This is a genomic window from Acidilutibacter cellobiosedens, assembly GCF_004103715.1.
In the GTDB taxonomy this organism is placed as follows: Bacteria; Bacillota; Clostridia; order Tissierellales; family Acidilutibacteraceae; genus Acidilutibacter; species Acidilutibacter cellobiosedens.
This window is the reverse complement of sequence record NZ_CP035282.1, coordinates 2,702,283-2,718,624: the sequence shown is the minus strand read 5'-3', so window position 1 is coordinate 2,718,624 and position 16,342 is coordinate 2,702,283. Positions and strand designations below refer to the sequence as shown.

Annotated in this window: 15 protein-coding genes; 11 read left to right on the top strand and 4 right to left on the bottom strand. The window is 35.2% G+C overall.

Going from position 1 to position 16,342, the window contains the following annotated elements:
* Nucleotides 1–9: 9 nt before the first annotated feature.
* The 11 genes from EQM13_RS13065 (at nt 10) to EQM13_RS13015 (ending at nt 12,771) form a co-directional block, all read left to right on the top strand.
* Nucleotides 10–1,296: a glycine/sarcosine/betaine reductase component B subunit gene (locus EQM13_RS13065; RefSeq protein WP_071139996.1), complete on the top strand. Its 1,287-nt coding sequence runs from the start codon at nt 10–12 to the stop codon at nt 1,294–1,296.
* 28 nt (nt 1,297–1,324) lie between these two features.
* A complete protein-coding gene (gene grdA, locus EQM13_RS13060) occupies nt 1,325–1,801 on the top strand; it encodes a glycine/sarcosine/betaine reductase complex selenoprotein A (RefSeq protein WP_083381868.1) in 477 nt (158 codons plus the stop codon).
* Between the two features lie 32 nt (nt 1,802–1,833).
* Nucleotides 1,834–3,144: a glycine reductase complex selenoprotein B gene (gene grdB, locus EQM13_RS13055; RefSeq protein ID WP_083381869.1), complete on the top strand. Its 1,311-nt coding sequence runs from the start codon at nt 1,834–1,836 to the stop codon at nt 3,142–3,144.
* Nucleotides 3,145–3,342: 198 nt separating this feature from the next.
* Nucleotides 3,343–4,881 (top strand): glycine/sarcosine/betaine reductase complex component C subunit beta, encoded by a 1,539-nt coding sequence (gene grdC, locus EQM13_RS13050; protein WP_071140001.1) that lies wholly within the window; start codon nt 3,343–3,345, stop codon nt 4,879–4,881.
* Nucleotides 4,882–4,891: 10 nt separating this feature from the next.
* Nucleotides 4,892–6,079: a glycine/sarcosine/betaine reductase complex component C subunit alpha gene (grdD, locus tag EQM13_RS13045; protein ID WP_128752934.1), complete on the top strand. Its 1,188-nt coding sequence runs from the start codon at nt 4,892–4,894 to the stop codon at nt 6,077–6,079.
* A 116-nt stretch (nt 6,080–6,195) separates the two neighbouring features.
* On the top strand, nt 6,196–7,221 hold the full coding sequence (locus EQM13_RS13040) for a BMP family lipoprotein (protein ID WP_071140003.1): 1,026 nt from the start codon (nt 6,196–6,198) through the stop codon (nt 7,219–7,221).
* A 101-nt stretch (nt 7,222–7,322) separates the two neighbouring features.
* Nucleotides 7,323–8,849: an ABC transporter ATP-binding protein gene (locus EQM13_RS13035; protein ID WP_071140033.1), complete on the top strand. Its 1,527-nt coding sequence runs from the start codon at nt 7,323–7,325 to the stop codon at nt 8,847–8,849.
* Nucleotides 8,830–9,954: an ABC transporter permease gene (locus tag EQM13_RS13030; protein WP_071140004.1), complete on the top strand. Its 1,125-nt coding sequence runs from the start codon at nt 8,830–8,832 to the stop codon at nt 9,952–9,954. The genes EQM13_RS13035 and EQM13_RS13030 overlap by 20 nt, the downstream gene beginning before the upstream one ends.
* Nucleotides 9,947–10,876: an ABC transporter permease gene (locus tag EQM13_RS13025; RefSeq protein WP_373419510.1), complete on the top strand. Its 930-nt coding sequence runs from the start codon at nt 9,947–9,949 to the stop codon at nt 10,874–10,876. The genes EQM13_RS13030 and EQM13_RS13025 overlap by 8 nt, the downstream gene beginning before the upstream one ends.
* Before the next feature lie 113 nt (nt 10,877–10,989).
* On the top strand, nt 10,990–11,496 hold the full coding sequence (locus tag EQM13_RS13020; RefSeq protein WP_128752933.1) for a type 1 glutamine amidotransferase domain-containing protein: 507 nt from the start codon (nt 10,990–10,992) through the stop codon (nt 11,494–11,496).
* A gap of 72 nt (nt 11,497–11,568) precedes the next feature.
* Nucleotides 11,569–12,771: an FprA family A-type flavoprotein gene (locus EQM13_RS13015; RefSeq protein WP_071140006.1), complete on the top strand. Its 1,203-nt coding sequence runs from the start codon at nt 11,569–11,571 to the stop codon at nt 12,769–12,771.
* 114 nt (nt 12,772–12,885) lie between these two features.
* On the opposite strand, the gene EQM13_RS18285 is transcribed toward EQM13_RS13015, so the two are convergent.
* From EQM13_RS18285 to EQM13_RS13000, 4 genes are all read right to left on the bottom strand, one after another.
* The gene (locus EQM13_RS18285) at nt 12,886–13,050 is read right to left on the bottom strand and encodes a hypothetical protein (RefSeq protein ID WP_161567252.1); all 165 of its coding nucleotides are present in this window, start codon (nt 13,048–13,050) and stop codon (nt 12,886–12,888) included.
* Between the two features lie 2 nt (nt 13,051–13,052).
* Nucleotides 13,053–14,360, bottom strand: coding sequence for a tetratricopeptide repeat protein (locus EQM13_RS13010; protein ID WP_128752932.1), 1,308 nt, complete (start codon nt 14,358–14,360; stop codon nt 13,053–13,055).
* 275 nt (nt 14,361–14,635) lie between these two features.
* Nucleotides 14,636–14,989 (bottom strand): hypothetical protein, encoded by a 354-nt coding sequence (locus EQM13_RS13005; RefSeq protein WP_128752931.1) that lies wholly within the window; start codon nt 14,987–14,989, stop codon nt 14,636–14,638.
* On the bottom strand, nt 14,989–16,314 hold the full coding sequence (locus tag EQM13_RS13000) for a helix-turn-helix domain-containing protein (RefSeq protein WP_128752930.1): 1,326 nt from the start codon (nt 16,312–16,314) through the stop codon (nt 14,989–14,991). The genes EQM13_RS13005 and EQM13_RS13000 overlap by 1 nt, the downstream gene beginning before the upstream one ends.
* Nucleotides 16,315–16,342: the final 28 nt, after the last annotated feature.

Sequence of the window (16,342 nt, the reverse complement as noted above, 5' to 3'; positions counted from 1 at the left end):
AAGAAATATATGAAGCTTGATCTGGGTTATATATTTATTAAAGATGTTCAGTTTGGCAAGGAAACTAAAGTGGAAAATGGAGTATTATATGTTAATAAGGAAGAACTGATATCTTTAATAAAAGAAGACGAGCATATAGAAGATGTAAAAGTTGAACTTGCAAGACCGGGAGAAAGCATAAGAATTACACCGGTAAAAGATGTCATTGAACCGAGAGTTAAAGTAGAAGGTGCAGGAGGAATTTTTCCGGGAGTAATTTCAAAGGTGGAAACCGTCGGAAGTGGCAGAACAAATGTGTTAAAAGGCTGCGCTATAGTTACAACAGGAAAGATAGTAGGATTTCAGGAAGGCATTATTGACATGACCGGCGTAGGAGCAGAATATACTCCTTTTTCAAAGCTTAATAATATAGTATTGGCATTTCAACCTAAAGAAGGGCTGAAACAACATGAATATGAACATGCCCTGAGAATTGCAGGTTTGAAAGCCGCAACTTATGTAGGGAAATCAGCTTCCCAATTAGTTCCCGATAAGGTAGAAAGTTTTGAGACATTACCTCTATTGGAGGGCATAAAAGCATATCCTGATTTACCTAAAGTAGTTTATGTTTTAATGCTTCAAAGTCAAGGATTGCTTCATGATACTTATGTTTATGGTGTAGATGCAAAGCGTATGGTTCCTACGATAGTGTATCCTACAGAATTGATGGATGGGGCTATAATCAGCGGGAATTGTGTTTCTGCCTGCGATAAAAATACTACCTACCATCATTTAAACAATCCTGTAATTGAGGATTTGTTTAAAAAACATGGAAAGGAACTTAACTTTGTAGGAGTAATAATAACCAATGAAAATGTTTATTTGGCAGATAAAGAGAGATCTTCTAATTGGACAGCAAAATTAGCTGAGTATTTGGGAGCAGACGGAGCAATTGTTTCCCAAGAAGGATTTGGAAATCCCGATACTGATCTTATTATGAATTGCAAGAAGATAGAAAATAAGGGAATTAAAACAGTAATAATTACCGATGAATATGCCGGAAGAGACGGAGCAAGCCAGTCATTGGCAGATGCAGACGTATCGGCCAATGCTGTAGTAACGGGAGGCAATGCAAATGAACTTATTACACTACCTCCAATGGAAAAAGTCATAGGGGATATAAGACAGGTTGAAGCCATAGCCGGAGGATTTGTAGGTAATTTAAATAAAGACGGTTCCGTAGTAGTAGAACTTCAAGCTATTACTGGTGCTACTAATGAAATGGGCTTTAATAAAATGTCGGTAAAAGGATATTAATAATATGTAGAAGAAAGGAAGTGAGAACATGTCAATGTTGGAAGGGAAAAAGGTTATAATCATCGGAGACAGAGACGGTATACCGGGTCCCGCAATAGAAGAATGTCTAAAGGGAACAGGATGCGAAGTTGTATTCTCATCAACAGAATGCTTTGTCTGAACTGCAGCAGGAGCAATGGATCTTGAGAATCAGAAGAGGGTTAAAGAATTAGCTGAAAAATACGGTCCGGAAAATACAGTAGTTATAATCGGCGGTGCAGAAGCAGAAGCTGCCGGATTAGCTGCCGAAACCGTTACAGCTGGTGATCCTACTTATGCAGGTCCATTGGCAGGAGTCCAGTTGGGACTCAGAGTTTATCATGCAGTAGAACCGGAATTTAAAAAGGAAGTTAATCCCGAAGTTTATGACGAGCAAATAGGAATGATGGAAATGGTTTTAGACGTAGATGAAATAAGGAAAGAAGTTAAAACTATAAGAGATGAATATACAATATTTAAAGATTAGTGCCCCCGTGGACAAAGGAGAGGGTGAGAATAATGGGAAAGATTAAAGTTGTTCACTATATAAATCAGTTTTTTGCAGGTATAGGAGGAGAAGAAAAAGCTGATTATAAACCGGAAATAAGAAAAGGGTTTGTAGGTCCCGGTATGGCTTTGAATGCTGGCTTTAAGGGAGAAGTTGAGATAGTGGCCACAATTATATGCGGCGACAGTTATTTCAACGAAAACATTGAAGAAGCAAAGGCTGAAATAATTAAGATGGTAAAAAGCTATAATCCGGATATGTTTATAGCAGGACCGGCTTTCAATGCAGGAAGATACGGAGTTGCCTGCGGCACAATAGCAGATGCTGTATATAAAGAACTTGGAATACCTGTTTTAACCGGAATGTATGTAGAAAATCCCGGAGCAGATATGTTTAAGAAAAGTATATATATAGTATCAACTAAAAATAGCGCTGCAGGAATGAGAGACGCAGTAAAGAAAATGGTTCCTTTGGCACTTAAGCTTGCCAAGGGAGAAGAAATAGGAATGCCGGAAGAAGAAGAATATATACCGCGGGGAATCAGGAAAAACTATTTTGCAGAAGAACGAGGTTCTGCAAGAGCAGTAGATATGATGATTAAAAAATTAAAGGGAGAGGAATTCACAACAGAATTTCCTATGCCGAAATTTGACAGAGTTAAGCCGAATCCTCCTATAAAGGATATTGCTCACGCTAAAATTGCATTGGTTACATCGGGAGGAATAGTTCCAAAGGGAAATCCCGATCATATTGAATCTTCCAGTGCATCTAAATATGGGAAGTATGATATCGAGGGAGTAAATGATCTAACCTCTGAAACATATCAGACAGCTCATGGCGGGTATGATCCTGTATATGCCAATGACGATCCTGACAGGGTTCTGCCTGTGGATATAATGAGGGATTTGGAAAGAGAAGGTAAAATAGGAAGCTTGCATAGATATTATTATGCTACTGTCGGAAATGGAACAGCAGTAGCCAATGCAAAAAAATATGCGGCGAATATTGCAAAAGATTTGGTGGCAGATAAAGTAGATGCAGTTATATTAACCTCCACTTGAGGCACCTGTACACGTTGCGGTGCAACAATGGTGAAGGAAATTGAAAGAGCAGGAATTCCTGTTGTTCATATGTGTACTATAGTTCCTATATCTTTAACTGTAGGAGCTAACAGAATAGTACCTACAGTTGCAATTCCTCATCCTCTTGGGAATCCGAGTCTGGACAAAAAAGAGGAGAAAGAATTGAGAAGAAAGCTTGTAGAAAGAGCTTTGAAGGCTTTATCAACAGAAGTAGAAGAACAGACTGTTTTTGAAGAATAATATATTTGTTTTTAAATGGGTGGTAGAATTATCACCCATTTAAAAACTATAATTCTTATAACCCATAGGAAAATCCAATTTTCATTAATATATATTTGACCTTAAGTGGGTTTCAACAAAGGCTTCATTAGTTTATTGATGTTTCGATAAAAGCCTTTTTAATAATTTTCGTAATATAATTTTTGGAGGTGTAATAATATGAATTATCCTGTAGTTAAAGGAGCCGGGTATGTCTTGATTCATACTCCAGATATGGTTATACACAATGGTACAACGCAGACAACAGAAAGGATTATAAATCCAAATTCAGATTATCTGAAAGAGCTGCCAAATCATCTTCGCAGCTTTGAAGACGTTGTTAGTTATCCTCCTAACCAAACATATATTGGAAATATCACTCCGGAGGACTTAAAAAATTATGGAGAACCGTGGTATGATAAAAAAGTGAAAGAAGCAAATAAGATAGGAAAATTTGGAGAAATAATGCCGGAAGATGAATTTATAGGCTTTATGAAGATAGTTGATACCTTTGATCTTGTAAAGCTCACCGATAATTTCAGCAACAGTGCCAAAGAAAAACTTTTGAAGCATCATTTTATAAAAGAAGAGTTGGTTTCAAAAATTAAAAAAGGAGAAGAAAAAACTGAAATAGAGAGATTAATAAACGAGCAAGGGGCAGAAGGACTTTTCTTCAATAATGAACTTGTAGGCTGTATAAAGAGAGCTCATGATATTGACATCAATCTAAGTGCTCATGTAATGTTTGAAAACATTGCGGTTAAAGCTTCAGGAGCGATAGCAGCATTAAATCTGATTGACAAGAATAATATCAATCCTGAAGACGTTGAGTATATAATTGAATGTTCGGAAGAGGCTTGCGGTGATATGAATCAAAGAGGAGGAGGAAATTTTGCCAAATCCATAGCCGAAGTAGCAGAATTTATAAATGCTACGGGCTCAGATACGAGAGGCTTTTGTGCAGGTCCTACCCATTCCATAATAGAGGCTGCTGCTTTAGTCCAATCAAAGATATATAAGAACGTGGTTGTGGTTGGCGGAGGTTCAACCGCTAAACTGGGGATGAACGGGAAAGATCATGTGAAAAAGGGATTACCCATATTGGAGGATGTGTTGGGAGGTTTTGCAATTCTCATAGGAGAAAATGACGGAGTAAATCCCGTACTGAGAACGGATTTAGTCGGGAGACATACCGTAGGAACAGGTTCTTCGCCTCAGGCAGTAATTACTTCCTTGGTAACCGCACCTCTGGATAGAGGAAATCTGAAGATTACGGATATAGATAAATATTCGGTAGAAATGCAAAATCCGGATATAACGAAACCTGCGGGAGCAGGAGATGTGCCGAAAGCTAATTATAAGATGATAGCGGCATTGGGAGTTAAGAGAAATGATATTCAAAGGACGGAAATAAATTCTTTCATTGAGAAACACGGAATGGAAGGATGGGCACCAACTCAAGGTCATATTCCTTCGGGCGTGCCATATGTGGGACTTGCAAGAGAAGGCATCCTTGCGGGGGACATTAACAGAGTCATGATAGTAGGTAAGGGAAGTCTTTTCCTTGGAAGAATGACTAATTTATTCGACGGAGTATCTATAGTTATAGAGAAAAATCATGGAATTGAAAAGGAAGACAAGGAAGTTTCCCAGGAAAATATTAAAAAACTTATAGCAGAAGCTATGAGAGATTTTGCATCTCATTTAATAGATGATTAGAGGTGATAAAATGTCAGACAATGTAAATAAAATGATAGGTGAGATTTTTAACGACATGGCAGATATTTTGGAAGGCAGAAGTACAGGCAAAAAGGTAAGAGTAGGAATAACAACTTTTGGCAGTGAACATGGAGTTGAAAATGTAGTCAAAGGTGCGGAGATGGCACAGAAATCAGATAAAACCGTGGAAGTAATATTGATAGGACCAAAAGTGGACAGTTCTTTAATTCAAGAAGCAGTAAAAGATGAAGAAGAAGGATATAAAAAAATGGAAGAACTTCTTGACAGCGGAAAAATAGATTGTGCAGTTACCATGCATTATAGTTTTCCGGTTGGGGTATCGACTGTAGGAAGAACTGTAAGCCCGGGAACGGGAAAAGAAATATTTATAGCCACAACCACAGGAACCTCATCATCTCATAGGGTTGAAGCTATGATTAAAAATGGAATATTGGGTATAATAGCGGCTAAATCCATGGGAATTGAAGATCCCAAAGTAGGCATATTAAATGTAGATGGGGCAAATCAAGTTGAGAGGGCATTAGAAAGGCTGAATTCCAACGGATATAAAATTAATTTTGCCGAATCCATGAGAGCCGACGGAGGATGTATCATGAGAGGAAATGATCTTCTTACAGGTTCGGCTGATGTAATTGTTACCGATACTTTGACGGGAAATATTCTTTCAAAATTATTTTCGTCATTTACAACGGGAGGCAGCTATGAATCTTTGGGTTACGGATATGGGCCGAGTATAGGAGAAGGGTATGACAGGAAGATACTTATAATATCAAGAGCATCAGGAGCTCCAGTAGTTAAAAATGCCATATTGTACGGAAAAAATATAATAGACGGAGAAATTCGAAAGAAACAAGAAGAAGAATTTTCAAGAGCTAACAATGCAGGATTGAAAGAAATTTTAAAAGATGTGACAAAGGATACAAAAAAAGAAGACAAAAATGAGTATGAAGAAGTTCAAGCTCCATTGAAAGAAGTAGTTACAGGGTCTATTGCGGGGATAGATATTATGGAGTTGGAAAATGCAGTAAAAGTTTTGTGGAAAAACGGAGTTTATGCAGAAAGCGGAATGGGATGTACGGGACCTATATTAATGGTTAATGAGGAGAAACTGCCGAAGGCTGTGAATATTTTGTCAAAGGAAGGATATATATCAAGAGAATCAAATATTCAATGTTAATTGTTTTTCCGAAACTTCTGAAAACATTTTTGCTAAAATATATGGATAGAGAGCAGGAATTATAAAAGATATGTAGAATAGAAATATGAGTTAATATATTTAGAGGGGGAGTTAAGATGAGGAAAATTGTATCGATTTTAATTATCTCGGTACTTGTCTTAGGTATTGTAGGATGTTCTAAAGATGGTGGAAATTCAGATTTAAAGGTAAGCATGGTTACTGATGTAGGCGGAGTAAATGATGAATCTTTTAACCAATCGGCGTGGGAAGGTTTACAGAAAGCAGGAAAAGAATTGGGTGTGAAAGTATCTTATCAGGAATCTCATCAAGATGCGGATTTTCAACCTAATATTGAGGCAGCTACAGATGCAGGAAACAATCTGATAATCGGTATCGGTTATAAGTTGTCGGATGCTATTAAAGAGGCTGCTGAGAAGAATTCAGAGATAAAATATGCTATTGTAGATTTTTCTTATGATGATACTCCAGGCGGTACTCCCGATAATGTAGTTGGGATAGTATTTAAACAAGAACAGCCGTCATTCTTAGTAGGGTACATAGCAGGAAAAATGACAAAGACGAACAAAGTCGGTTTTGTAGGCGGTATGGAAGGAGATGTAATATGGGCTTTTGATTACGGTTATCAGGCAGGAGTTAAATATGCAAATAAGGATGCGGAAGTTTTGAGACAATATGCGGAATCCTATACTGATGCGGCAAAAGGGAAGGCCATAGCGACATCAATGTATCAGCAGGGAGCGGATATAGTGTTTCATGCGGCAGGAGGAGTTGGAGACGGTGTTATAGAAGCGGCCAAAGAACAGGACCAGTATGCAATAGGTGTTGACAAGGACCAGAATTTCAAGGCTCCGGATAATGTTATTACATCTGCTATGAAGAGAGTTGATGTCGGAGTATATAATGTAGTTAAAGATTTAAAGGAAGGTAAGTTCCCAGGAGGGACTACCGTAGTTTATGGGTTGAAAGAAGGAGCCGTAGATATTGCTCCGACTTCGGATAAACACGTTCCAAAGGAAATACTTGACGAAGTTGAGCAATTGAAAAAAGATATAATAGATGGGAAAATTGTAGTTCCGTATAATGAAGATACTTACAAGGAGTTTATAAAAACCTTACAATAAAAATTGATAGGCGGCTCAGGCAAATGCCTGGGCTGTTTGATATTAAAGATAGGAGGTCAACCTTATTGAATAGGATTGATTTTTCAACCAAAGTCCTGGAAATGAAAAAGATAACTAAAAAATTCGGCAATTTTGTTGCAAACGACGGTATAGATTTAACAGTTCATAAAGGGGAAATTCATGCGCTTTTGGGAGAAAACGGAGCAGGCAAGACTACGCTTATGAATATTCTTTATGGATTATACCAGCCTACATCAGGAGAAATATTTATAAATGGAAAAAAAGTAAATGTCACAAATCCAAATGTATCGATAAAAAACGGAATAGGCATGGTTCATCAACATTTTATGCTGATAAATACCTTCACTGTAGTGGAAAATATAATATTAGGCATGGAAACGACCAAAAAAATGGGTTCTAAGGATTCAGGGTATTTGGATATGAATAAGGCTAAAAAAGAAGTGGAAGAGCTGTCTAAAAAATACGGACTTTTTGTTGAGCCCGAAATAAAAATTGAAGATATAACTGTGGGTATGCAGCAAAGGGTTGAGATATTAAAGGCTCTTTATAGAGGTGCGGATATTTTAATACTTGATGAGCCTACAGCAGTATTGACTCCTCAGGAAATAGATGAACTTATTCAGATAATGAAGAAATTAACCGAACAGGGCAAAACAATAATTATTATTACTCATAAATTAAAAGAAATAAAACAAGCAGCGGATTATTGTACTATTATCAGGAGAGGGAAAAAGGTTGGCACGGTAAAAGTTGAAGATGTGTCTGAAGAGGAATTAGCGGAAATGATGGTTGGGAGAGAAGTAAGTTTTAAAGTTGATAAAAAAGAGAAAGAAAAAGGCGAAGAAATACTTAAGATAAATAACATTGTAATCAAGGACAATAGAAATTTAAGTGTGGTAAATGACCTTTCTCTTACCCTTCATAAAGGAGAGATATTGGGTATTGCGGGAGTAGACGGAAATGGACAAGCCGAGTTAATTGAAGGGTTGATGGGATTAAGAAAAATTGAGAAAGGGAAAGTTTATTTAAAAAACGAAAATATAACTAATTACATACCTAAAAAAATAATAGAAAGAGGAATGTGTGCCATTCCTGAGGACAGGCAGAGAAGAGGTTTAATATTAGACTTTGATATATCGGAAAATATGATTCTTGAAAAGTATGATAAAGAGCCGTTTTCTTATAAAGGAAGAATTAATCGAGAAGAAGTAAAAAAATATGCGAAAGAAATTATAGGAAAATTTGATATACGGCCTATAGATGAAACTTCAAAGGCGGGCTCCCTTTCAGGAGGAAACCAGCAGAAAGTAATAATCGGAAGAGAAATATCCAATGATCCGGAAGTACTTATAGCGGCTCAGCCTACAAGAGGGCTTGATGTAGGAGCTATAGAATTTGTTCATAAGTACTTGGTAGAACAAAGGGATAATGGTAAAGCAGTTCTTCTTATTTCCTTTGAATTAGATGAGATAGTAGATCTTTCCGATAGAATCGCAGTAATATTTAATGGGAAAATAGTTGATGTTTTAGATGCCAAAACAGTTGATGAGAAAAAATTGGGATACCTTATGGCAGGAGGTTCAGAAGATGAAAAAAAACAGATTTAAATATACTGCTATTTCAATTTTAATTGGTTTGATAGTAGGAGCAATTATACTTGGAGTAAGCGGATTTAATCCCTTTGAAGCATATTGGATAATGATCACCGGAGTCTTTGGCAGTTCAAAATATATTTCCTGGACAATAATAAGATCTACATCTGTTATCATTACGGGTATTTCTGTAGCATTTGCCTTTAGAACGGGATTATTCAATATAGGTGCGGAAGGACAGTTTATAATCGGAGCAATGGCAGCCACATTAGTAGGTTATTTTTGGCACCTCCCTCCTATTGTACATGTAATAGTTGCATTTTCTGCAGCTTGTATTGCAGCGGCAATTTGGGGAGGAATTGCAGGAGCCATAAAATCAAAATTTGGGATTAATGAAGTAATTACATCTATAATGCTGAATTGGATAGCTCTTTATTTAAATAATTATGTTATATTTTGGGATAAATTTAAAAGGCCTAACAGCGAGGCATCATATAAAATTCTTGAAAGTGCTCAAAGCAGTATACTCACTAATTGGAAACTTACAGAGGCCGGAAGAACTTGGATATCAAATCACCCGTTGATCGGTGGATTTATTGATCCTCCTATAAACATAGGATTTATAGTTGCCATATTATTGGCTTTTCTTATAAATTATATATTAAATAACACCACATTGGGATATCAACTGAGAGCAGTCGGATTCAACAAGGATGCATCAGAATATGGAGGAATAAATGTTAAAAGAAATATAGTAGTGGCTATGATGATATCAGGGGCAATTTCAGGAGCGGCAGGAGCTCTTCATGTACTTGGAGTTTCCAATGAAATATCTGTTCTCGCCGCAATGGAAGGCAATGGATTTAACGGTATGGCGGTTTCTCTTATTGCAGGGAATAATCCCATAGGTTGCATATTTGCAGGGCTCTTATTCGGAGGATTAACTTATGGAGGCCATAAGCTGCAGCCTATAATGGGAGCACCTTCCGAAGTAATAAATATAATGATAGGTACTATAGTATTTTTTATAGCTATGCCTAAATTTGTTCAGATGATAGTTGATAGAAAAGGAAATTTTAAGATTGTGAAGAGAGGTGAAAAAGTTGAATCTGATAAATGATTTGGGACTTATAATCGGGATCACTTTAATGTATGCCGCACCTCTTATGTATACGGCTTTAGGAGGAGTAATATCTGAAAATTCGGGAGTAGTTAATATAGGCCTTGAAGGTATGATGACCATGGGAGCATTCATAGGAGCAACAGTATGCTATTATTCCCATAGTCCATGGTTAGCATTTATTGCGGCAGGATTATCGGCGGGAGTTCTTGCTCTTCTTCATGCCATAGCAAGTGTCACTTTTGGCGCCGATCAGATTATATCGGGAACTGCCATTAATTTTTTAGGTCCCGGACTTGCTCTTTTCTTAAGCAGAATATTTTTTAACGGGGCGACAATGACTCTAACCATAAAATTGGAAGATAAGATGCCCAGGCCTTTAAATGGAATATTTTCTCCGGGAAGCTTTATGGACTTGGTGTTCAATCAGTATGCAACGGTATACATGGCCTTTATCCTGGTATTTGTTCTTTGGTTTATTTTATATAAAACAAGGCTGGGGCTGAGAATAAGAGCTGTCGGAGAACATCCGAGAGCGGCAGATACTTTGGGAGTTGATGTTTTTAAAATAAGATATATCTCGGTTATTTTATCCGGAATATTTGCGGGATTTGGAGGAGCTGCAATGAGTATAGCGGTGGTTTCAAATTTTAGAGCTACACTTATTTCGGGACAGGGATTTATAGCATTGGCAGCTATGATCTTCGGAAAGTGGAAACCTCAAGGTTCAATGTGGGCTTGTCTTTTGTTTGGAATGGCGCAAGGATTGGTTGTGTACTTAGGAGGAACAAAACTTCAAATATCGTCTCAACTTCTTGCAATGATACCATATGTATTAACAATAATAGTCCTGATGGGTTTTGTAGGGAAATCTTCAGGGCCTGCTGCAGACGGTGTTCCTTATGAGAAGAATCAAGGCTGATAAAAAGCTCTTAATCTTAAGATTAGGAGCTTAATGTTTCAAGCATAAAAGTTAGGGTAAGATTGATATTAAAGAGATAAGTGAAATCAATGAGATTAAGGAGGTTTTATAATATGAAAAGAATAGCTGTTCTCGCAGAACAACAATTTGAAGATATGGAGCTTATGTATCCTTATTATCGTCTTTTGGAGGAGGGATATCAAGTTGATGTGGTAGGAACGGAAAAAGATAAAGTTTATAAAGGGAAAAACGGATATCCCGTGAAAAGTACTCATGCTTCGAGAGAAGTAAGCAGCAAAGATTATGACGGCGTAATAATTCCTGGTGGATATTCTCCGGATTACATGAGGAGATGTAAGGAAACTGTAGAATTTGTAAAGGAAATGGACAGAGAAGGAAAACTCATAGGAGCTATATGTCATGGTCCGTGGATGCTGGCTTCCTGCTGTAAATTAAAGGGAAAAAAGGTTACCTCATTTATATCCATAAAGGATGACTTGACAAATGCGGGAGCAATATTCGTGGATAAGGAAGTTGTAGTAGACGGAAATTTAATTACTTCCAGAACTCCCAAGGATTTGGTGCTGTTTATGAAATCCGTTATTAATATGTTAAAATAAATATTGAAGAATATATGAAAAGGAAATTCAAATAATAATAGAAATAATTTTATGTGGGAGGTCAGGAGTATTATGTATTGTGTTCAGGAAGTTAGTCCTCAAATTTTTTGGGTAGGAGGCAGCGATAGGAGATTGGAGCGTTTTGAGAATATGTTTCCATTGCCTAACGGTATTTCTTATAATTCCTATTTAATTTTGGATAAAAAAACAGCTCTTTTAGATACTGCAGATTCTTCTATCAGCAGTTTGTATTTGGAAAATGTTGAACATGTGTTAAATGGAAGGACATTGGATTATCTGGTTATTAATCATATGGAGCCGGATCATTGTGCCAATATTCAAGATATTGTATTCCGATATCCAAAGGTAAAGATTGTCGGTAATTCAAAAACTTTTCAATTTATAGAACAGCTCTTTAATTTTGATAAAAAAAATGATTATTATGAAGTAAAGGAACAGGACGAAATATGTTTGGGAGAACATACTTTGAAGTTTTATTTTGCGCCTATGGTTCATTGGCCTGAAGTTATGTTTACCTATGAAACAAAGAAGAAAATTTTATTTTCCGCCGATGCCTTTGGTACATTTGGAGCTTTAAACGGCAACATATTTAGTGATGAGATTGATTTTAAGCCTGTTTATCTTTCGGAAGCAAGGCGATATTATACAAATATTGTAGGAAAATATGGGCCTCAAGTACAGAATATATTAAAAAAACTTTCCGATACCGATATAAACATGATTTGCTCTCTTCACGGACCCATATGGAGGAAAAATCTAAATTATATTTTAGATAAATACAATAAATGGAGTAACTACGAACCGGAAAAACAGGGAGTTATATTAGTTTATGCATCTATGTACGGGCACACGGAAAATGCCGTAAGTATTATTGCCAATAAATTGTCGGAAAGGGGAGTTAAAGATATGAGAATATATGATGTTTCCAAAACTCATCCTTCCTACATTATTGCGGATGCATGGAAATACAGCAACATTGTTTTTGGTTCTCCCACTTATAATATGGGATTATATTATGGAATGGAATTTCTTATCCGTGAAATGGCGAGATTGAATTTTCAAAAGAGAAAAGTTTCGTTAATCGGCAATGGTACATGGGCTAACAGAGCTGTAAAAATAATGGAGGAACTCCTTGAAGGAATGAAGAACATGGAAATTGTCGGTACGCCCCTTGAAATTAAATCATCTATGAAAAAAGAGCAGGAAGGGGAATTCGATAAATTGGCAGAGTCCATCTGCAATTCGATGAAATAGTGGGTGAAAATCAAAGTACCTGTCCTCAAAAAGGGGGACAGGTACTTTGATCTTTAGATTTAGTTAAATAGTAAAAAAATTTAAATGGGGGTTAAGCACAATGAGTTTTGAAATTTAAATTCTTTCCGGATCCGGGAGTATTCCTAAGGGATTTACTATAATTATACTGTTTATTCTTTCCGGATCTGGAAGTATTGTTGAAGGACTTACTATGTTTAAGCCTATTGATAGTATAAGTGATAAGAATAATACTGCAAATAATTTCCTGCATTTTTTCATTTTTATTTTCCTCCTTTATTAAGTATTTTTTGAACAAAATCCTTATTTTTTTCTTCCTTGTTATATAAAATCAAGTTTAGTAATAAAACAAACCTGTCGTCTTTTTGAATGTTTGAAACTTCCTGAACAAATTCTTCCATAAGATCATCAATTTTTTTGATCTCATTTTTCTCAATATATAAATTAAATAATTTTAATAGAATCTTTGAATGCAAATCTTTCTCATCGTTAATTCGTGTTACTTTAAGAGCCTTTAATAAATATTCTTCCGAGGAATTGTATTTTTTTAAGAAAAGATATGCATTAGCTATTTCTAAATAAATTTTTATTATATAAGAAGAGTTATCTTCTAAATCATGCAATAAATTAATAACAAGATTTAAATATTCGGAAATTTTTTTGCTGTCTTTACTTTTTACGAAAACCTCCATCATATTTGTGTAGATTAAGCATAATTCATCATAATTTTTGTTAGTGTTTAACATTCTCAATGCAAGATTATAAGCATTTAAAGCCTTGCCATATTCTCCTTTTTTTACATAACAAAATCCTTCCGAAACCAATATCTTTCGTTCCAATTTGTCGTTTGCATTCAAATTATATTTTTTTGCAATTGCTAATTCTCTTAATCCGTCATCAAATTTATTTAAATAGCTGTAGGCAAGGGCATTATTGTAATGGAATACCTTTTTATCATTGTCCGTCAAATTTTTTTGGCTTAAAAGCCCGAGATTTCCGAGTCTGATTGCTTCTTCATATTTTCCGCTGTTGATACAATTGGATATTAGATTTGATATTATTCTGTAGTTTCCTTTTCTCTTCGGGTACATGAAGGAGTATTCCCAAGCCTTTGTCAAATACATATGCTCATTTTCAAAATCGCGAGCCTTATAATACATATCTGCCCAGAGTTCATATATTATTATCTTCTTATCGCTTAGATTCCAATTATTTAAGAACAGTTCTACTTTTTGCAGTTCTTCAGGTCTGATTTCAAGATGGTTTTCCTCCAAACGTTTCCTCAATCCTTCGATATATACATCTGCATCTTTTTTAGCATCATATCGCTTTGGATCTAATATATCCTCCGGCTCGATATATATATTCATATTTTTTTCCATTGCATTGCTATTCATATTTTCTGCAATTATCTTTGCATTATCTTCATATAATGGGGTTTTATCATTTTCTATGAGGCTTATTAGATTTCTTGTAATCTTTCCGCCAGTTATTGAATATTGCTTTAATTCCAATTCTTTTCTGATTCTTTTTAAATTTTGACCAACAGTAATATTCTCATCTTTAACCATGATATCAGTCCCTTTATCAGTTTTTATTTTATTATATCATAATTAGATATACAAGTAAAGAGATTTACTTAAAATATATAAAAAATTATATAAAATTTTATATGTAATAGGAAAATGTATCTATGTAAAAAAACCTTTATCAAAACATCGGTATATTAAAGTAAATAGAACATTCCTATTGGATATAAAGAGAGTTTCTAATTTTAAATTAGAAACTCTTTTGTAGAATAAAGTCTGTAAATTAATTATAAAAATTTTAAATGGGATAGAGAGGCCTAAATATTTATGGTATAATTGCTCATAATACCTTCAGCTCTGATAGGGTCTGGGCCTACGGTGAAGAAGTTCACTTCAGCTCTGATAGGGTCTGGGCCTACGGTGAAGAAGTTCACTTCAGCTCTGATAGGATCTGGACCCACGGTGAAGAAGTTCACTTCAGCTCTGATAGGATCTGGACCTACGGTGAAGAGGTTCACTTCAGCTCTGATAGGATCTGGACCTGTGTCAGAGAAGGTTCCTTCAGCTCTAATGGGGTCTGGACCTGTGCTAAATGGGCTCATGATCCATATACTCATTAATATCATAAATAATACCAGTAATTTTATGAATGACCTTTTATGATCTTTCATTATACATTTCCTCCCTTATTTATTATTTTTTGAGCTAATTTCTTAGCCTTTTCTTCATCTTTATCTTTAAGATAATATAAAATTAACTTCGCTGATAACGCGGTTTTGTCGTCTTTAGGAATATTTGATATATATTCTGTTAATTCCCTCATGACATAATCAACTTTTTCATCTTCATCTCTTTCAGTATAAAAGTCGAACATCTTCAACAAAATTCTTGACTGTAGTTCTTTTTCATTTTTGTTTTTAGCTGATTTTAATGCAATTTTTAAATACTTCTCACAAGAATCATATTTTTTTAAAAAAGAATATGCATCAGAGACATCTAAGTAAGCATTTGTTATATAGTGTGGCATTTTTGTTAAATGAGGGAAAACATTCATGATAAGATCTAAATATTCGGTAACTTTAGAATGATTTTTTTGATTTATAAATACCTCTATTGAATTTATATATACTAAATACAACCCCTCATAGTCATTTTGATGATCTCTTAACATTTCTAAAGCATGAGCATATGCTTCTAAAGCTTTATCGTATTCTTTCTTTTTTGTAAAGGAATTGCCTTCCAATATCATTATTCTTATTGCTACATTATCATTTACATTCTTAATATATTTTTTTGCCATATTTACTTGTTCTAAACAATTATCAGGCCTCTTTAAATGGCTGTAAGCAAGTCCTATATTGTAATAGAATAACCCCTTTGAACGGTCTGTCATCTCTTTTTGGCTCCCAAGGCCGAAGTTTCCTAATCTGATAGCTTCTTCATATTTTCCGGTATTAATATAGTTGGCTACTAACTTTAATACTATTTTATAAACATCTTTTTTTTGAGGATATATAAAGGAATAATCCAAAGCCCTTGTCAAATACTTATATTCGTTGTCCAAATCATGTTTGTAATAACATAAATCGCCTATCAGTTCATATATGGTAGCTTTTTTATCGCTTAAGTTCCAATGATTTAAAAATCTTTCGATTTCTTCCAGCTTTTCCTCTTTAATTTCGAAATTTTTTTCATCTAAAAAGTTTTTTAACTCTTCTATGTATTCGTCAGCTCTTTTTTTGGCGTCGTATCGAGCTGGATTTAAGATGTCTTCCGGCTCAATGATGATATCCAATTTTTTTTCTTCCAATGCGATATTCATAGTTTCCGCGATTATCTTTGCGTTATCTTCATACAATGGAGTTTTGTCGTTTTCTATAAGACTTATTAAATTTCGGGTAATTTTGCCTCCGGTGATGGCATACTGTTTTAAATTCAATTCCTTTCGAATCCTCTTTAAGTTTTGTCCGACAGACAGACTTATACTCTCATTCATAATATCAATCCCCAGTAAAATTTATTTT